Below are 18,766 nucleotides of genomic sequence, written 5' to 3' on the forward strand. Positions count from 1 at the left end.
GGAGGAAGCGCCATGAACCATTTTCGTGTGGGGCAACCCTATTTTCCTCCGAAAACGAATCACGTCGCAAAAGCTACTACCCAAACTGCTCCGGGAAACAACACGTTATTTCAGCAGTATTTGACGGAATCGATTGGCGCTGCAACCAAGTCGGAGCCACTTAGTTTTAGCCAGCATGCCGTCAATCGCTTGCAGGAGCGGGGCATTACGCTAGAAAGACCGCAGCTGGAGCGTTTGGAGTCCGCTGTGCAAAAAGCAGCCGCCAAAGGCGCCAGAGAGTCTCTCGTTATGATGGATAATGTGGCCTACGTCGTGAGCATCGTAAATCGGAAAATTATTACCGCCGTAGACGATGGCAGCATGAAGGACAACGTATTTACAAACATCGACAGTGCCATTTTCGTGTAGGTGGCTGTTAACTGGGCTGGACCTCCTTTTGAGGAAGCCCATTCGGCTACCGACTGACAGAGGTAGCCGCTGTAAATGAGAAGGTAAAGGAGGAAATAACTATGCTTCGCTCAATGTACTCAGGTATTTCAGGCATGCGTGGTTTTCAAACAAAATTGGACGTTATTGGTAACAATATCGCGAACGTAAACACAGTTGGCTTTAAAAAGGGTCGTGTAATGTTTCAAGATATTTTGAGCCAAAACGTTCAAGGGGCTGGTGCTCCTACAGATGGTGGTAAAGGCGGTACAAACCCGACGCAAATCGGCCTGGGTGCTTCCATTGCTTCTATTGATACTGTTTTCTCTGCTGGTAGCCCAATGACAACAAACCTGCCGACAGACCTTTCCATCGAAGGAGACGCGTTTTTCATGGTCAGTCCTGATGAAGGGGCAACCATCTATTACACGCGTGCAGGGAACTTCACTCGTGATGCCCAAGGTTTCTTGGTGAACTCCCAAGGGATGAAGTTGATGAACACTGATCCGGCTCCAATCCAAATCAACCAAGCAGATGGAATTGTTTCTTACTCCATTGGTAAGGATGGCGTAGTTACGACTGTGGATGATACTGGAGCACTTGCTTCGGACAATACTATTGGCGTAATGACCTTCAACAACCCAAGTGGTTTGAAGAAGATCGGTAACAACCTCTACGAAAACACAGTGAACGCCGGTGCACGTGATGATGATCCAATGACTCCAGCTACTCCAGCAGATGCACGAATCAGCATCATCGCAGGACAACTGGAAATGTCCAACGTTGACCTTTCTGAAGAATTTACAGAAATGATCGTGGCACAACGCGGTTTCCAAGCAAACTCTCGGATCATCACGACATCTGACACAGTATTAGAAGAACTGGTGAACCTGAAACGATAATTTCGTTTAACGGAATTGGCCGGGGAAGTGTTCTAAGCCTTCCCCAGCCTGATCCGGAAAGGAGCAGCCAATGATTAAGTTAACTCGTTTTAACGGCTCTACTTTTTATCTGAACATCACTCACATTGAAACTGTTGAAGCAACTCCGGATAGCGTAATCACGCTATTCAACGACAGAAAGTACATCGTGAAGGATTCGGTGGAATCCATCGCTGAACGTGTTCAGGCTTTTTATCATAATGTTCCTCCGGCAACATCTGTACCGAAAATGCCGGGTGATTCAAATGAATAGCGGGAGGCATTAGCGATGTTTCAAAATCGATTGTTTAACATGGCTCTAATCATTATCATCGCGATATCGCTACTGGGAGTGATCTCGTTTGTACTCTGGCAAACGTATCTCTCTCCGGATGCGCAAACAGCCACGACGGGAGAGCAAGAAGTGAAGACGCTCACGGCAGAGGAAATGAAAGAGTTCTCCGTTGACACTGGCGAAATTACTACGAACTTGCTAACGAATAATTACATGATTGTACGCTTTAGCATTACGGCCGACAGTGCTGATGCTAAAACAGAGCTGGAGCAGCGTTTGCCGCAAGTCAATCAAGTGATTATTAAAACATTGGCGGGGTTGACACCAGAAGACATAAAAGGTACTGAAGGTGTGAACAAGCTGGAAGCAAAAATTATGAATGAAATCAGCTCCCTGATGCAAGAAGGTAAGATTGTTCAAGTAGTGACAACCAAACGCGTCTTGTCATAGGAAGCGATTATGGTATACATAGCAAGGAGGTGACGACATATGGCCGAGGTTCTCTCACAGAGTGAGATTGATGCGCTGTTGGCCGCCCTATCTTCGGGCGAAATGGATGCCAACGAGCTGAAAAAGGAAGAAACTGAGCGTAAAGTCAAAGTATATGATTTCAAACGCGCCCTGCGATTCTCAAAAGATCAGATCCGTGGTTTAACGCGAATCCATGAAAACTACGCGAGGCTGTTGACTACGTATTTTTCAGCTCAGCTCCGTACCTTCGTGCAAATTACGGTTGCCTCCGTCGATCAATTGCCGTATGACGAATTTATACGTTCTATTCCCAAGATGACCATCTTGAACATCTTTGAAGCTCCTCCGCTGGAAGGACGAATGGTTTTGGAAGTAAATCCAAACATCGCCTATACTATGCTGGATCGACTTCTGGGAGGACAGGGGGCGATTCCGGAAAAGATGGGCGCCCTTACGGAAATTGAAACAACGGTGATGGAACGCGTATTCGGCAAAGCGCTGGATACTTTCCACGAGGCATGGAAGCAAATCATTGAGCTAGATCCGTACCAGGAAGGTTTGGAGATGAATCCACAGTTCATGCAGATCGTCTCACCTAACGAGATTGTCGTGGTAATCTCCTTTAGTACCAAAATCGGCGATACAACAGGAATGATCAATCTCTGTTTGCCTCACGTGGTACTGGAGCCAATCATGACAAAGCTGTCTGGACAATACTGGTTCTCCAAACAAAAGAAAACACGGGATGAAGAAGAGCGTCTGCGTGTAGAAGAGCGAGTAAAAGTTGCAAAATTGCCGATTGTTGCTGAAATGGGGACAGCTACGATTACAGTAGGAGATTTCCTGCAGCTGCAAAAAGGTGATGTCATTCAATTAGATCAATCAATCGACAACAAGTTGAAAATTAAAGTGGGCGACCACTTAAAGTTCTTGGGTCAGCCAGGAACACTTAAAGGAAGGGTCGCCGTACAGATTGATGAAGTCATAGAGGAGGGGGAGGAACAAAATGAGTAGAGATATGCTTTCTCAAGACGAGATTGACGCGCTGTTACGTGCGAACAACTTGGTTGAGGACGAAGAGGAAGCTGTGTCGGCAGTGACCCAGGATGTTGCCGATTTTCTGTCCCCGTTTGAACAAGATGCACTCGGAGAAATTGGTAATATCTCCTTTGGGAGCGCAGCTACCGCGTTATCTACTTTATTAAGTCAAAAAGTAGATATTACTACCCCTACTGTTTCCGTAGTTAATGTCGATGAATTGGAAAGCGAATTTCCGATTCCTCACGTGGCCGTCCACGTGGAATATACAGACGGTTTCAAAGGAATTAACCTGCTAGTCATTCGCATGGAAGATGCTGCAGTTATCGCGGATCTGATGATGGGCGGAGACGGCAGACCAGCGAGCACTGAAATGTCAGAGCTTCATATCAGCGCGGTTCAGGAAGCAATGAATCAGATGATGGGTTCCGCTGCTACGTCCATGTCGACGATTTTCAACCAGTTCATTAATATTACGCCACCTGGCATCGATGTAATGGATCTGGCGCAAGGCAAGGGTGGAGACAGCTTCTCTGATGATGACAGTCCTCTGGTGAAAGTATCTTTCCGCTTAAAGGTAGGAGAGCAAGGCGAACTTATCGATTCCAATATTATGCAGCTTCTCCCGCTTTCCTTTGCGAAAAAGATGATTGATAGATTGGTTGGAGGTTCAGAGGATGAAGCAGCAGTGGCCGCCCTCATAGATGAGATAGAGATGCCTTCTCTGCCTGCTATGAGTCTGTCGGCTCCTTCTATCCAATCAAGTGCGCCGGAGCAACCACAGAGCCACGTACCGCCTGTAGCGCCGCCACAACAGCAACAACCGGTGTATCAGCAACAACCGGGTTATGCACAGCCAATGGGCTACCCAGGACAGCCGCCGATGTATCCTGACGCGTATGGACAACCAATGATGCCACCAGGCTACGCTCCGTACCCAGGTATGTATCAGCAGCCTCCAATGGCTCCGCCAACACCACAGCATTTCGGAGGTCTTGCAGCTAGTCAGGCGAATGTAGTACCAGCACAATTTGCTCCGCTTGGAGGTGCTCCTATGTATACAGGAGACATACAGAACTTAAACCTGCTTCACGATATTCCATTGCAAGTAACAGTTGAGTTAGGTCGTACGAAAAAGCTTATTAGAGAAATCCTTGACTTGTCCGCTGGATCGATTATACAGTTGGACAAGCTGGCAGGTGAGCATGTAGATATTTTGGTGAACAACAAATTAATTGCCAAGGGCGAGGTTGTCGTCATTGATGAGAACTTTGGGGTTCGTGTTACAGATATCATCAGTCAGATAGATCGTGTTCAAAAATTACAATAATCCAATCAAGAGGGAAGCATTAGGGAGGAGCTATTCATGTCTAACAAAGTTTTAATCGTAGACGATGCAGCATTCATGCGTATGATGATCAAGGAAATTCTTTCGAAAAACGGGTACAGCGTCGTAGGGGAAGCAAGTGACGGTGCACAAGCAGTTGAAAAGTATAAAGAATTGGGACCTGATCTCGTAACCATGGATATTACCATGCCAGAGATGGATGGAATTTCTGCATTGAAAGAAATTAAAAAATTGGATCCTAACGCGCGTGTGATCATGTGCTCCGCGATGGGTCAACAAGCGATGGTAATCGATGCGATCCAGGCGGGCGCAAAAGACTTCATCGTAAAACCATTCCAGGCGGATCGCGTTCTGGAAGCGATCAAAAAGACAATGAGCTAATGATGATGATCCGGAATGCAGGGGCAAGACTCATTTTAGCCTTCAGTCTGATCCTGTTGCTTTTCGTCTCCTCCCTGCCGAGTACCGCATTTGCGGAAGGTTCAGTAGCGGATGCGTACAACCAGGGAAAAGTGCCAACTAGCAATGCGCCCGCCGGCAGTGAACAGCCGGCGGCCATTCCGGGCAGCGGAACAGGAAGTATGATCGGGTATCTAGTTCAAGTCATCTTTTCGCTTGGCTTTATTGCAGTATTGATCTTTTTATTGCTCCGTTTTCTCGGTCGACGTCAAGGGGCTCAAAGTCATGGACCAATTAAAGTAATTAGCGCTACTGCGTTAGGCAATGGCAAAACACTTCAGGTTGTTATGATCGGCGAGTCATTGTACATCGTGGGCGTGGGAGAAAACGTTCAATTGCTTCGTAGGATCGAACCGGGTGAAGAGGTAGATCTGATCTTAGCTGACGCAGAGATCAAACCAATGAAAAGCCCATTCTCGCTAGAGTGGCTCCCGTTCGGTAAGAAGAAGCAGGCAGAAGAAGAAATCTTGTTTTCTTCTGATATGGACGGCAAAAGCTTTCAAGATCTGTTGCAGGGTCAATGGAACGACTTGAAAAATCGTCCAAACCAAACAGAACATTGGAAGAAAGAGCAAGCTCAGGACAGAGGGGACCAAAAATGAAATATTTTTTGCAGGTGCTGATGCTTGTCGCAGTGTTGCTATCCGTACCTGATATGGTCATGGCGGCGCCAGCGGGGACACCGCTTGTTCCGAGCATTGATTTGAAGATAGGCGGCGGAACAGGAACACCGCAGGAGACATCGACGGCCATTCAGCTGTTACTGATTTTGACAGTACTATCTGTAGCTCCAGCGATTTTGCTTTTAATGACTAGTTTTGCGCGAATTATGATTGTCTTGTCTTTTGTACGAAATGCGTTGGCAACTCAACAAATGCCACCGAATCAGGTATTGATTGCCCTTGCGTTGTTTATGACATTTTTCATTATGGCTCCGACACTCGGACAAGTAAACGAAACAGCCGTGCAGCCATTTATGCAAGGCAAGCTAACGCAACAGCAGGCACTTGACGCAGCAGTCATACCCTTTAAGGAATTTATGGCAAAGCAGACGCGTGAAAAAGATTTAGCACTTTTTCTGGAATACACAAAAGCCGAACGACCAAAATCGATCCAAGATATTCCTTTGAATGCACTGGTACCTGCTTTTGCCATTAGTGAATTGAAGACGGCTTTTCAGATCGGCTTTATGATATTCATTCCTTTTCTCGTAATTGATATGATCGTCTCCAGTATTTTGATGGGGATGGGGATGATGATGTTACCGCCGGTTATGATTTCATTGCCGTTTAAGATTTTATTGTTCATCATGGTGGACGGCTGGTATCTCATTGTGAGATCACTTTTGACCAGTTTTTAGCGACATTCCGAATGCTTCAGGAGGTAGAGCATGACTCAAGAATTACTTATGCAGATTGCCCAAAGCTCTGTTTATACCATCCTGCTCATTTCGGCACCCGCACTTGGGGTCGCCTTACTGGTCGGTTTGATGGTCAGTGTCTTTCAGGCAACGACACAAATTCAGGAGCAGACACTCGCTTTCATTCCAAAGATCGTGGCCGTATTTGTCGTGATCTTGGCTGCTGGTCCATGGATGCTTCGGGTACTGCTTGATTTTACGATGGGGATCTTCGGTAACCTTCATCGTTTTGTTGGGTAGCATATGAATCTTTTTCTGATGTATCTGCCCGTATTCTTGCTTGTTTTTGTCCGAATGAGTGCCTTTTTTGTAACGGCTCCGTTCTTTTCCATTCGTGGTGTACCGAATCAGTTTAAAATCGGTCTTGCATTTGTCATGGCCGTCATCAGTTTTCAATCCTTGCCGGTGCAAGGCGAGATTCCGATGGATTTGACATTTATTCTGTATGTCATGAAGGAAGCGCTTGTTGGTGTCATTCTTGGTTACATATGTGAAATGATGTTTATCGCCATTCAGGTTGCCGGCGGACTGATGGACATGCAGATGGGTCTTGCAATGGCAAACGTGATTGACCCCAAAACGGGTACATATATCCCGGTGACAGGTAACTTCAAAAACATTCTGGCTGTCCTGTACTTTTTCAGTATTGACGGGCATCACATGCTGATACAAGGTGTGATAAGCAGTTACCAGGTTATACCGGTGGACATCATGTGGGCGGCTTTCGGAAGCGAAAACGTCATGATGACAGCAGTAAAAACATTTCAAACGATGTTTGTGAGTGCATTTATGATTGCGGCGCCTATCGTCGTTGCATTGTTTCTGGTTGATCTCTCTCTTGGTATTATCGCCAAATCTGTCCCGCAGTTTAATATCTTTGTGGTGGGCTTGCCCATTAAACTGCTTGCGGGCTTTTTACTGCTTATCGTGGTGATGCCTGCGTTCTTGCTGACCCTGAACGGATTGTTTGGGAACATGTTCCGGGCACTTGCAGAAATGATGAAATCGCTCGGAGGATCACCATGAATCAATTGAGGCTTTCTTATCAAGTAGATCTTCAATTTTTTAATGGGGAAAAGACAGAAAAAGCTACGCCCAAGAAAAAGCAAGACGCACGAAAAAAAGGGCAAGTCGCGAAAAGTCAGGATCTTTCCCCAGCCCTATCTTTGACAGCATTTTTCTTTCTGTTAATGATGCTTGGCTCTACCATGCTAGGCACATTTCAAGATTTGATGCGGGAGTCATTGATTACATACACCACGTGGCAATTAAATGAAGAAAATTTAAAAGTCATCGTGATGCAGCTCGTATTTGAAGCGATAAAAATTGTAGGACCTATTTTGGGCTTGAGTTTTCTTGTCGCATTTGCGGTGAACTACATGCAGGTAGGCTGGCTAATTAGTACAGAACCCCTTCAAATGAAACTGGAAAAGATCGATCCGATTAAAGGGGCAAAACGAATTTTTTCCTTACGCTCGCTCGTAGAGCTACTGAAATCTTTATTGAAAATAAGCGCAGGCATATATGTCGCGTACGTCATTTTGTGGAATGCAAAGGAACAAGTTGTACAGCTTTCCTTATTGTCTCTCGGAGCAGTCCTATCGTTTACTGCCGAAGAGGTGACAAAGCTGGGAATCTATCTCGGGTTATTGCTTTTCATTCTCGCGATTCTGGACTACGCCTATCAGCGTTATGAGCATGAAAAGAATCTGCGGATGTCCAAGCAGGATCTCAAGGACGAGCATAAGCAAGCGGAAGGTGATCCGCTTATCAAAGGGAAGATTCGTGAACGGCAAAGAAGTATGGCCATTCGCCGTATGATGCAGGAGCTTCCCAAAGCGGATGTCATTATTACGAACCCGACTCACTTTGCTGTTGCCGTTCGCTATGACGCAAGTGCGATGAGTGCACCGACGGTAATCGCCAAAGGGCAAGACTATCTAGCATTAAAAATAAGGGAAGTAGCGAAAAAGCATCGTATCGTTACCATGGAAAACAAGCCCTTGGCCCGGGCTCTCTATAGTCAAGTTGAAGTTGGGCAACAAATTCCCGAAGAGATGTTTAAAGCGGTCGCGGAAGTTCTCGCGTACGTCTACAAGCTGCAAGGGAAAGTGAAATAAATGGAAGGAGGATAACCAGTGGGATTCAAATTTAAAGAAGTTGGTACGATCCTTTTTGTCATAAGCATTGTTGTCATGATGGTAATCCCACTTCCTTCAGCGCTACTTGATTTGCTGTTGATTTTGAATATCTCCCTTGCATTGACCATCTTGCTTGTGTCGATGTATACAAAAGAAACTTTGGAATTCTCGATCTTTCCGACGGTTTTGCTTATTACAACACTTTTTCGACTAGCCTTGAACGTGTCGACGACTAGAAATATTCTATCGCATGGTGAAGGCGGTAAAGTTATTGAAACGTTCGGTAGCTTTGTAGTCGGTGGTAATCAAGTCGTCGGTTTCGTCGTGTTTCTGATCTTGATCATTATTCAGTTTATCGTAATCACGAAAGGTTCTGAGCGTGTAGCTGAGGTAGCAGCACGTTTTACGCTCGACGCGATGCCTGGTAAACAGATGAGTATCGACGCCGATCTGAATGCAGGGATGATCACAGAAGCAGAAGCACGTGTCCGAAGAAAAAAGATTGAGAACGAAGCTGACTTTTATGGAGCAATGGATGGTGCCAGCAAATTCGTAAAAGGGGACGCCATCGCGGGTATTATCATTTTTATCGTAAATATTATTGGTGGTTTTATCATCGGGATGCTCATTCACGATATGAGCTTTGCTGAATCTGCCTCTCGATTCACTACCATGTCTGTCGGTGACGCACTGGTGAGCCAGATTCCAGCGCTCTTAATCTCGACCGCAGCGGGTATTATTGTAACGCGTTCCACTTCTGGTGAAGGTCTTGGTGAAGACATCGTCAAGCAAATGTTCAGCTTTCCGCGTCTTCTCTATATCGTAGCCGGATGCATGTTATTGCTGGGGGTCTTTACACCGATTGGAATTCTGCCTGTACTTCCGGTATGCGGGATAATGGGATTTGCTGCTTGGAAAATGGAGAAGAACCAAAAGATGCAAATCCAAGAATCCGCCGACCAGGTGGAAGAGCAGCAATTGGAAGAAGTACGCAGTCCAGAAAGTGTCGTGAACCTGTTACAGGTCGATCCGATCGAATTCGAGTTCGGTTATGGCTTAATCCCGCTTGCCGATGTGAAGCAGGGAGGAGATTTGTTAGATCGGGTCATTATGATTCGAAGACAAATCGCACTCGAGATGGGGATTGTTGTACCGGTCATTCGTATACGTGACAACATCCAGCTTCGACCGAATGAATATATGATTAAAATAAAAGGCAACCAGGTCGCAAAAGGGGAAATCATGCTGGATCACTATCTGGCGATGAGCCCGGGGATCGAAGATGATTCTATTGTTGGTATAGAAACCGTAGAACCTGCGTTTGGATTGCCTGCATTATGGGTAACAGAAGAGAATAAGGAGATTGCTGAGCTTTCCGGCTATACAGTTGTCGATCCGCCATCTGTTGTGGCTACACACTTGACAGAGGTCATCAAGCGACATGCCCACGAATTGTTAGGTCGCCAGGAAACAAGGGCCCTGATCGACAATGTACGGGAGACAGCACCAGTTCTCGTAGACGAGCTGATTCCAAGTATGCTCGCCATTGGGGACGTACAAAAAGTATTGCAAAAGCTGTTGCGTGAAAAAGTGTCTGTTCGAAATCTCCACGTCATCCTTGAAGCACTTGCGGATCAAGCCTTGTATACAAAAGATCCAGATGTACTGACAGAATATGTGAGACAGGCGATGGCGCGACAGATCACACTCCAATTTACGGAGCCAGGACAACCACTTCGCGTGCTTACAGCTGGAGCAGGATTGGAAAAAGCAATCTCTGAACGTGTGGAACAGTCTGAGCAAGGAAGCTATCTGGCGATGGATCCGGAAACGTCTCAGCGAATATTCCAAAACATGTCGACTGAAGTGAGCAAAATGATCAACTCGGGTCAACAGCCGATCATTCTTTCATCACCAGCGGTCCGAATGTACTTGCGTCAATTAGTAGATCGCATGATGCCAGACGTTCCCGTTTTGTCGTACAGCGAGCTCGAACCACATGTTGAAGTGCAAAGCGTAGGGATGGTGAACATTTCGTGAGGGTAAAACGTTACATTGTCGATTCGATGCCAGAAGCAATGGGAAAAATCAGGACGGACTTAGGAATGGATGCTGTGATTCTTAATTCCAAGCCGATAAAAACAGGTGGATTGTTCGGGATGTTTGGCAAACAACGAATCGAAGTAATCGCTGCTGTCGATGAAAAGGCATCCGAGCGAGAAAATCCAACAGTAGCAGCTGAACATCGAACCAACAACGTTTTGCCCAAATCGCAGACGGGTACGTACACCGCTGCTCAAGCGTATCGAAGACCGACTGTGACAAAAACATCGGAGAATCAACAAGTTGAATCAACAGGTAGGGAGCAGGTCGTAGCCGCGATAACACAAACCGCGGTTGCGACGCCTCCAAAAGAAGAGATCCCAGATACGAGAGCTGTGCAAAAGCAAGGAGAGCCAGCTGAGCAGCATGCTCCTGTCATGACAACCCAAGAAAGAGCTTTACCCGCAAGCAATCATGACGCGATTGCCACTGAAATGCGAGATATGCGTCAAATGTTTCAAAAGCTGTTGGTGCATGACTTAAGTGAACAACTTCCTCCAGAGATACAGTCTATTCGTGCAAAGCTACTGAAACAAGAAGTGACTGAAGAGCTAACAGCGGAAATCATTCGAAAAGTAATGGAAATGTCGCAACCGGGTGAAAAGTGGACGGAGGAAGAAGCATTTGCTGTATGCCGAACGATTATCACTTCGATGATTGAGCCATATACAGCATCTTCGCCAAAGCTGGGTAAGAACGTACGGTATGCTTTCTTTTTCGGTCCGACAGGGGTTGGAAAAACAACGACCATTGCGAAGCTTGCGGCGAACAGCATGTTGAAGGAAAAACGAAAAATCGGCTTTATCACGGCTGATACGTATCGAATGGCAGCAGTAGAACAATTGAAGACGTACGCAAACATTTTGAATGTCCCGCTGGAGGTTGTCTTTTCTCCGAAAGAAATGGCGGCAGCGATGGAACGCTTAAGTGATTGTGACCTCATTTTTGTCGATACGGCTGGACGAAATTTTCGCAACGATGAATACGTGGAAGGCATTCGTGAATTGTTGGAGCATGGAAAAGACAGCGTGAACTATCTAGTACTTAGCTTGAGCTCCAAATTCAACGATATGAAAGCGATCGTCCAAAATTTTGCGGAAGTTCAAGTGAAGCAAGTCATTTTTACAAAAGCGGATGAAACGAACAGCTTTGGCACGATGTTGAATGTTTGTCAGGAGATGAATCTACAGCTCTCCTATGTAACGACAGGTCAAAATGTACCAGATGATATCGTTGTAGCTACACCCGAGCTGGTTTCAACGATGATTATGGGAGAGTAAACAGATGCGTGACCAAGCAGAGCAACTCCGTGAGCGGATGCTACAAAACAAGAAGACACGACCAACTAGACTGGTGACAGTGACGAGTGGAAAAGGTGGTGTCGGCAAGTCCAATTTCAGCTTGAATTTTGGGCTTGGTTTGATTGAGAAGGGTCATAAGGCGGTTTTGTTTGACTTGGATCTGGGTCTGGCAAACCTGGATGTATTAATGGGAATTACACCAAAAAAGCATCTGTTTCATTTGTTAGAGCCAGATACGACTGTTTGGGACATTATCGAGCACGGGCCAGGAGGCTTAGAATTTATCGCGGGTGGTTCTGGATTTACACAGATTATGCAATTAGATGATCACAAGCTTGATCGCTTATTCTCTCATCTGGACCCGCTGCAAGGCTATGCCGACACAATCATTTTTGATACGGGAGCAGGTTTTTCAAAAGAATCCATGCGATTCATGCTCTCCTCAGACGAGGTCATCCTCGTTACCACCCCCGAACCACCAGCGATAACGGATGCATATGCAGTCATCAAGATGCTACACGCACGTAACCCCGCTGTCTCCATTCGATTGGTGATAAACCGAGCGTCGTCGGAGAGAGAAGGGAAAATGACGGCGGACAAGCTTGCGATGGTTTCTAAACGCTTTTTGAATCTGGATATTCAGTCGCTTGGATATGTTTCGGATGATCCTTATGTTTCAAAAGCTGTTAAATTGCAGCGTCCTTTTCTACTTACATATCCACAATCGCAAGCCGCGAGAAGCATACGAAATCTGGTAGAACGGTATTTGGATCGTCCGGCTACTTCAGATGCTTCTGTCAGTGGTCTCAATGGATTTCTTGCGAAGTTGAGGCACTTCATACGATGAGACATAAAAGTAGGAAGGGAGCGACATTCGAATGAGCAAAATCCGCGTTCTCGTCACGGACGATTCTGCATTCATGCGTAAAGTAATTTCGGACATTTTATCAACGGATCCTGAGATTGAAGTGATTGATCGAGCTAAGAATGGACTCGAATGTATTGAAAAATGTAAAGAACTGGCGCCGGATGTTCTAACTCTCGACATTGAAATGCCGGTTATGAACGGTTTGGACGCTTTGGAAAAGCTGATGAATGAATGCCCGGTTCCTATTGTCATGTTGAGCAGCCTGACAAAAGAAGGGGCCGAAGCTACGATTCATGCGTTGGAGCTAGGCGCGTTTGACTTTGTAACGAAGCCGTCTGGTCCAATTTCTCTCGACATCCATAAAGTGGGCGATCGTCTTATCGAGCGCGTGAAGGCTGCGGCAGCATCGAAAGTACGTTTGAGAAAGCAGATCCCTCGCATAGTCAAACCGGTATCTTCCGAATCAAAAGCTGCACCGGCATCTCCAGTAATACGTACGAAAATACCGAGCCCGCCTGCCGTGATGCGGTCACAAGTGGGCGGAAAGGCAAGACTGGTGGTTTTAGGTACATCTACGGGTGGTCCTAAAGCATTGCAGAGTGTACTCACTGCAATTCCGGCGAATTTTCCGGCACCAATTGCCATCGTTCAGCATATGCCAGCAGGTTTCACAAAATCGTTAGCAAATCGGCTAGACTCGTTATGCCAAATTCGAGTAACCGAGGTTGTCGATGGCGAGTATTTGGAAAATGGTACAGCTTACATTGCTCCAGGAGGCTTCCATTTCGAAGTTCGTCAAGTAAATGGGAGACTTCAGGCCTATTTACATCAAGAGGAGCCACGAGGCGGTCACAGACCGTCTGTCGATATCCTGTTTGAATCAGTCAGTCAATTGACAAACGTAGACAAATGGGCAATCATCATGACAGGCATGGGAAATGATGGGACTAAAGGGCTAAAGCGTATGAAGGAGCTTGGCGCTGTCACAAGTATTATCGAAGATGAGTCGAGTTGTGTCGTATACGGAATGCCACGAGCAGCGATTCAAGCAGGCTTGGCAGACAACGTGGCCCCATTAGAAAAGATTCCAGAGCTGTTGTGCAAGCTCTTGCACTGATTTTTGGGAGGTGGATCACCTATGGATATGAATCAGTATTTGGACATGTTTATTGAGGAGTCAAAGGAACACCTACAGGCAATCAACGCCAACTTGTTACTCTTGGAAAGTGATCCGGGTAATATTGGCCACGTCAAAGAGATTTTTCGTTCCGCTCATACATTGAAGGGTATGTCGGCGACCATGGGCTTTGAAGACATGGCGAGTTTGACTCACGAAGCGGAAAATGTACTGGACCTGATTCGCAATCAGAAGTTAACGATTACCAGTGATATCATGGACGCTATTTTTCAGAGCGTAGATTTGATTGAAGGCATGGTCATCGATATCACAGAGGGTGGAGACGGTTCAGCGGATGTATCCGCTATTGTAAAGAAGCTGCGGGCGATTGTAGCTGGAGATTTTTCAGCCGAGCAGGAAGTAGCAGCTGCTACGATGGTAGTGGAAGCACCGCAAGAGGAAAGTACACCAGCTGAAGAGCATGAGCTGGACGATTATGCAATGATGGTCTTGAAGCAGTCTCAGGAGCTCGGAAATAACGTTTTGTGGATCAAAGTGACATTGAATGAAAACTGCTTGCTCAAGGCTGCTCGCTCTTACATGGTTTTTGATCAATTGGAATCCATGGGTGAAGTGATCAAAACAAAGCCAGCTGTTGAAGATATCGAGAATGAACGATTTGAACAATCGTTTGAAATCGCCTATGTGACGGAGCAATCGATTGAAAAAGTACGAACTACGATTCTTAACATTTCGGAAATCCAAGATGTGACAATCGAAACGATTCAACTGAAGAGTGAAGCTCCACCTGCTCCCGTAGTGCAACAGACGCCAGCGCCAGCTGAAAAAGGAGCAGCAGAAGCTCCTCAAGCACCTGTGAAGAAGGCGACGGCTGGTGGAAAAACAATTCGTGTGGATATCGAACGCTTGGATATCTTGATGAATCTGTTTAGCGAATTAGTCATTGACCGCGGTCGTTTGGAGCAGTTGGCACGCGAGATCGGAAAGAATGAACTGCAGGAAACCGTGGAGCACATGAGTCGGATTAGTGGCGATTTGCAAAACATCATTCTGACCATGCGGATGGTTCCGGTGGAGCAAGTATTCAATCGTTTCCCACGTATGATTCGCGATCTGCAAAAAGATCTGAATAAAAAAGTGAATCTGGAGATTATCGGTGCGGAGACAGAATTGGACCGTACTGTCATCGACGAAATCGGGGACCCACTCAATCACTTGCTGCGTAACTCGCTTGACCACGGAATTGAGTCTCCAGCAGATCGGAAAAAGGTGGGTAAGCCAGAGGAAGGAAAAATCGAGCTCCGCGCTTTCCATAGTGGGAACCATGTATTTATTGAAGTAAAAGATGACGGTGCTGGAATCAATAAAGATAAAGTTCTCAAAAAAGCGCTTGAGAGAGGGATTGTCAATCCTGCTACTGCAGATAGCATGAGCGACAAGCAAATCCACGAGTTGCTTTTTGCAGCAGGCTTTAGTACAGCGGAGGTTGTATCTGATATTTCCGGTCGTGGTGTTGGACTGGATGTCGTTAAGTCCAAAATTGAATCGTTGGGTGGCAGTGTCGGCGTAGATTCTGTGCGCGGTCAGGGCACGATTTTCCTCATTCAATTGCCGCTTACGCTCTCTATCATTTCCGCGATGCTGGTACAAGTGAAAGATGAGAAGTACGCTGTCCCACTCAGCTCCATCATTGAGACGGCTGTATTTAAAAAAGATCAAATCATGATGGCTCACCGCCAAAAAGTGATCGACTTCCGGGGACGTGTAGTTCCGCTCGTTTCGCTGCAGGACATTTTCCAAGTACCTGATAATGGGGAAACGATGGAAGATGAAGTGGCAGTCGTCATCGTACGTAAAGGTGAGAAAATGGCAGGCCTTGTCGTCGATTCGTTCATCGGTCAACAAGAGATTGTTCTAAAATCTCTCGGCAAATATCTGGTTAATGTATTTGCTATTTCAGGTGCAACGATCTTGGGAGACGGACAGGTCGCGCTCATCATAGATTGTAACTCGCTGATTAAGTAGAAGGAGGGGCAGCCGCATGCTCGATCAAAAAGAAGTCATTAGCGAAGTCAAAGTGATTGTCTTTCGATTGAAGGACGAAGAGTATGGCGTAGAGGTTCATCAAGTCAAATCCATTGAAAAGCTGGAGCACATCACAAGAGTTCCGCGAACGCCTAGTTTCGTCAAAGGGGTTATTAATCTGCGTGGCGTTGTGACACCGATTATTGACCTACGCAATCGCTTTAGTCTCGAAGAAAGCGTCTATTCCGAAGCAACTCGAATCATTATCGTGGCCGTAGGTGAATTGGAAGTGGGTCTCATTGTAGATGCTGCTAACGATGTTATCGATATACCAGTTGATGCGATTGAACCGCCTCCAGAGGTTGTTGGAGGAGTGGAAGCTGCTTATTTGCGAGGTGTCGCTAAGCTGGATAAACGACTGTTAATCCTCTTAAATCTCGATAAAGTATTGAGCACTGAGGAAATCAAGCAGTTGGACGCAATTGAGGGGTAAGTAAAATGGGCGATTTTACGAAGTTTGGAGATTTCCAATTTGACGTTTTACGGGAAATCGGGAACATCGGTGCTGGTCACGCTGCCACGGCTCTCTCCAAGCTCATACAAAAAGAAATCGATATGAAAGTTCCACAAGTCAAGATTATCCCTTTCGACGAAGTTGCAGATTGTGTAGGAGGAGCGGAAACTGTAGTAGTGACCGTCTTCCTCCGCGTTGAAGGCGATTGTCCAGGGAACATGTTTTTCATCCTTGATTTGGATTCTGCCAAGCACCTACTCGAACAAATTACAGGAATTAATAAAGATGTGTACGAGTGGGAAGAGTTGGAGATTTCAGCGCTGCATGAGATTGGCAACATCTTAACAGGCTCTTATCTATCATCGTTAGCTGATTTTACACAATTAAATTTACAACCGTCTGTACCTGCACTCGCTGTGGATATGGCTGGAGCTATTCTAAGTTATGGATTAATAGCGTTGGGTCAAGCGGGTGACTTTGCCCTCACGATTGACACCGCTTTTTTCGAAGGCAATGATCAAGTAAAAGGGAACTTTTTCTTAATTCCTGATCCTGAATCGCTCCCAACACTATTTCGTTCATTAGGGGTTCCGTTCGATGGAGATTATTAAGATAGGGATGGCTGATCTTGGGGTGGCAAAGCCGCCGAGTAAGCTGCGTACTACCGGTTTAGGTTCTTGCGTAGGGGTAGTGCTCTACGATCATATCCATAAAATTGCAGGTATGGCACATGTCATGCTCCCTGAATCGTCTTTGGCTAAAAGCGGGGAGCTAACAATAGGCAAGTATGCGGATACAGCAATCCCCCATCTGATTCAGTTGATGGTGAAGGCTGGTGCTGAGACCAGACACACAGTTGCAAAATTGGCTGGCGGTGCACAAATGTTCGCATTTTTAGGGAATAATGACACCATGCGGATTGGGCCTCGGAATGTAGAGGCGTGCAAACTTGCATTGAAGGATGCTCATATAAAGATCGTGGCAGAAGATACAGGGGGAAACTGCGGTCGGACAATAGAGTTAGATGCCACAAACGGCATTCTTCAAATCAGGACCGTAAATCAAGGTGTGAAGGAAGTATAACAAATGTTAGGAACCATTTGGATTAATTTTGGATTAGGAATGCTCGCATTTCTTGTGACGCTGGGTACGGCTGTGGCGAGTAATGTCTGGCTCGTATCACTGGAGAGAGCAGGTATCGCATTTGTCCTATTCTTCCTCGCTGCATTTCCAATTCGTTGGCTGCTCGCAACGTTCATACAGTCATCTACTCCACCAATGGTTACGGACACGCTAGAGGAGACAGGCTCTCCTCTAGCGGAAGGTGGGGTCGTACTGGAAATTGGACAACTATTAGAACAGGAAGATCAAACATTTGCACCACTCTCAATCAACAAGATGGAAAGGGTTCATCCTACTGAGGATCCAGCCACCGTTGCAGAGGTCGTTAGGCGCTTATCAGATGAGTAAAGGTTGGTGACTATTCGTGGCACGGCTAACCAGTCAAGAAAAAGCAAAAGAGTTCGATAAATGGGTCATGTGGAAACAAGAGGGAAGTCGCGAGGCGGAGGTTGACTTGGTCACGCGGTTTTTGCCACTGGTAGATAAGGTGGCAAATCGGTTGGCGATTAATCTGCCAGCAAATGTGGACAAGGATGACTTGATTAGTTATGGGCGCTTTGGACTATTGGACGCTTTGGCTAAATTCGATCATACCCGGGGTCTCCAATTTGAGACGTACGCCATGTGGCGGATTCGTGGTGCAATGATCGATGGACTACGCGAGAACGACTGGATCCCTCGTACTGTTCGAGACAAGGCCAAAAAAATCGAAGAAGCATACACCACCTTGGAACAGCAAATGCTGCGAATGCCAACCGATCAAGAAGTGTCTAATTATCTGGGAATAAGCAAAAAGGAGCTTCAACAGGTTTTCTTGGAAACCTCTCTTGCTAGCATGGTTTCTATCGATGAGGCAGTAGGGGATGAAGACGAACAAAAAACAGCAAGACATTCGTATATCATTGACGAGCTCACACCTCGCCCTGATAATGTGGCGGAAGTATCCAGCTTAAAAGAGGTTCTAGTAACGGTCATCGACAAATTGCCTGAAAAGGAACGATTGGTTGTCTCTTTGTTTTATTTTGAAGAAATGACCTTATCAGAAATTGCGGAAATCATGAGCTTGTCACCTTCAAGAATATCCCAGTTGCACTCCAAAGCTCTTTTCCGACTTCGTTCTGCGTTGTCCAGATGGAAATCGCAATTAATGTAAGGGGACATTACCCAAGCTTGAGAG

Annotated in this window: 22 protein-coding genes; all 22 read left to right on the forward strand. The window is 46.1% G+C overall.

The features are described from left to right. The first annotated feature begins 12 nt into the window (after positions 1 to 12). The 22 genes from POF51_RS08265 (at position 13) to POF51_RS08370 (ending at position 18,742) form a co-directional block, all read left to right on the forward strand. Positions 13 to 408: a TIGR02530 family flagellar biosynthesis protein gene (locus tag POF51_RS08265; RefSeq protein WP_069849272.1), complete on the forward strand. Its 396-nt coding sequence runs from the start codon at positions 13 to 15 to the stop codon at positions 406 to 408. Positions 409 to 509: 101 nt separating this feature from the next. Beyond that, complete coding sequence (gene flgG / locus POF51_RS08270) at positions 510 to 1,328, forward strand: flagellar basal body rod protein FlgG (protein WP_017249324.1); 819 nt, start codon at positions 510 to 512, stop codon at positions 1,326 to 1,328. 70 nt (positions 1,329 to 1,398) lie between these two features. Next, positions 1,399 to 1,620 (forward strand): flagellar FlbD family protein, encoded by a 222-nt coding sequence (locus POF51_RS08275; protein WP_017249323.1) that lies wholly within the window; start codon positions 1,399 to 1,401, stop codon positions 1,618 to 1,620. Positions 1,621 to 1,635: 15 nt separating this feature from the next. Beyond that, the gene (locus POF51_RS08280; RefSeq protein ID WP_017249322.1) at positions 1,636 to 2,091 is read left to right on the forward strand and encodes a flagellar basal body-associated FliL family protein; all 456 of its coding nucleotides are present in this window, start codon (positions 1,636 to 1,638) and stop codon (positions 2,089 to 2,091) included. 39 nt (positions 2,092 to 2,130) lie between these two features. Continuing rightward, entirely contained in the window at positions 2,131 to 3,126 is a 996-nt protein-coding gene (gene fliM, locus POF51_RS08285) for a flagellar motor switch protein FliM (protein ID WP_017249321.1), read from the forward strand. Next, positions 3,119 to 4,480, forward strand: coding sequence for a flagellar motor switch phosphatase FliY (fliY, locus tag POF51_RS08290; RefSeq protein WP_017249320.1), 1,362 nt, complete (start codon positions 3,119 to 3,121; stop codon positions 4,478 to 4,480). Before fliM ends, fliY begins: the two co-directional genes overlap by 8 nt. Positions 4,481 to 4,516: 36 nt before the next feature. Next, a complete protein-coding gene (locus POF51_RS08295) occupies positions 4,517 to 4,879 on the forward strand; it encodes a response regulator (protein WP_007719294.1) in 363 nt (120 codons plus the stop codon). Beyond that, positions 4,879 to 5,559 carry a flagellar biosynthetic protein FliO gene (locus POF51_RS08300; protein WP_017249319.1) on the forward strand — a complete coding sequence of 227 codons (681 nt, stop codon included), beginning with the start codon at positions 4,879 to 4,881 and terminating at the stop codon, positions 5,557 to 5,559. Before POF51_RS08295 ends, POF51_RS08300 begins: the two co-directional genes overlap by 1 nt. Beyond that, positions 5,556 to 6,317, forward strand: coding sequence for a flagellar type III secretion system pore protein FliP (gene fliP / locus POF51_RS08305; RefSeq protein WP_069849269.1), 762 nt, complete (start codon positions 5,556 to 5,558; stop codon positions 6,315 to 6,317). The genes POF51_RS08300 and fliP overlap by 4 nt, the downstream gene beginning before the upstream one ends. Positions 6,318 to 6,347: 30 nt before the next feature. Continuing rightward, positions 6,348 to 6,617 (forward strand): flagellar biosynthesis protein FliQ, encoded by a 270-nt coding sequence (gene fliQ, locus POF51_RS08310; protein WP_007719290.1) that lies wholly within the window; start codon positions 6,348 to 6,350, stop codon positions 6,615 to 6,617. Between the two features lie 3 nt (positions 6,618 to 6,620). Next, complete coding sequence (gene fliR / locus POF51_RS08315) at positions 6,621 to 7,403, forward strand: flagellar biosynthetic protein FliR (protein ID WP_069849267.1); 783 nt, start codon at positions 6,621 to 6,623, stop codon at positions 7,401 to 7,403. Further along, positions 7,400 to 8,497 carry a flagellar biosynthesis protein FlhB gene (gene flhB / locus POF51_RS08320; protein WP_069849265.1) on the forward strand — a complete coding sequence of 366 codons (1,098 nt, stop codon included), beginning with the start codon at positions 7,400 to 7,402 and terminating at the stop codon, positions 8,495 to 8,497. Before fliR ends, flhB begins: the two co-directional genes overlap by 4 nt. 18 nt (positions 8,498 to 8,515) lie before the next feature. After that, complete coding sequence (gene flhA / locus POF51_RS08325; protein ID WP_271754955.1) at positions 8,516 to 10,558, forward strand: flagellar biosynthesis protein FlhA; 2,043 nt, start codon at positions 8,516 to 8,518, stop codon at positions 10,556 to 10,558. After that, entirely contained in the window at positions 10,555 to 11,901 is a 1,347-nt protein-coding gene (gene flhF / locus POF51_RS08330; protein WP_069849261.1) for a flagellar biosynthesis protein FlhF, read from the forward strand. Before flhA ends, flhF begins: the two co-directional genes overlap by 4 nt. Before the next feature lie 4 nt (positions 11,902 to 11,905). Then, positions 11,906 to 12,769 (forward strand): MinD/ParA family protein, encoded by an 864-nt coding sequence (locus POF51_RS08335; protein WP_069849259.1) that lies wholly within the window; start codon positions 11,906 to 11,908, stop codon positions 12,767 to 12,769. Positions 12,770 to 12,800: 31 nt separating this feature from the next. After that, positions 12,801 to 13,907, forward strand: coding sequence for a protein-glutamate methylesterase/protein-glutamine glutaminase (locus tag POF51_RS08340; protein ID WP_017249312.1), 1,107 nt, complete (start codon positions 12,801 to 12,803; stop codon positions 13,905 to 13,907). A 21-nt stretch (positions 13,908 to 13,928) separates the two neighbouring features. Then, complete coding sequence (locus tag POF51_RS08345; protein WP_271754959.1) at positions 13,929 to 15,953, forward strand: chemotaxis protein CheA; 2,025 nt, start codon at positions 13,929 to 13,931, stop codon at positions 15,951 to 15,953. A gap of 16 nt (positions 15,954 to 15,969) precedes the next feature. Further along, entirely contained in the window at positions 15,970 to 16,446 is a 477-nt protein-coding gene (locus POF51_RS08350) for a chemotaxis protein CheW (protein ID WP_007719278.1), read from the forward strand. Between the two features lie 5 nt (positions 16,447 to 16,451). Beyond that, a complete protein-coding gene (locus tag POF51_RS08355; RefSeq protein WP_069849256.1) occupies positions 16,452 to 17,078 on the forward strand; it encodes a chemotaxis protein CheC in 627 nt (208 codons plus the stop codon). Beyond that, a complete protein-coding gene (locus tag POF51_RS08360; protein ID WP_007719270.1) occupies positions 17,065 to 17,550 on the forward strand; it encodes a chemotaxis protein CheD in 486 nt (161 codons plus the stop codon). Before POF51_RS08355 ends, POF51_RS08360 begins: the two co-directional genes overlap by 14 nt. A gap of 3 nt (positions 17,551 to 17,553) precedes the next feature. After that, entirely contained in the window at positions 17,554 to 17,937 is a 384-nt protein-coding gene (locus POF51_RS08365) for a hypothetical protein (protein ID WP_069849255.1), read from the forward strand. Between the two features lie 16 nt (positions 17,938 to 17,953). Continuing rightward, entirely contained in the window at positions 17,954 to 18,742 is a 789-nt protein-coding gene (locus POF51_RS08370; protein WP_017249307.1) for a FliA/WhiG family RNA polymerase sigma factor, read from the forward strand. The last annotated feature ends 24 nt before the right edge of the window (positions 18,743 to 18,766 follow it).

The sequence above is a fragment of the Brevibacillus sp. AG genome (assembly GCF_028369215.1).
Classification (GTDB): Bacteria; Bacillota; Bacilli; order Brevibacillales; family Brevibacillaceae; genus Brevibacillus; species Brevibacillus porteri.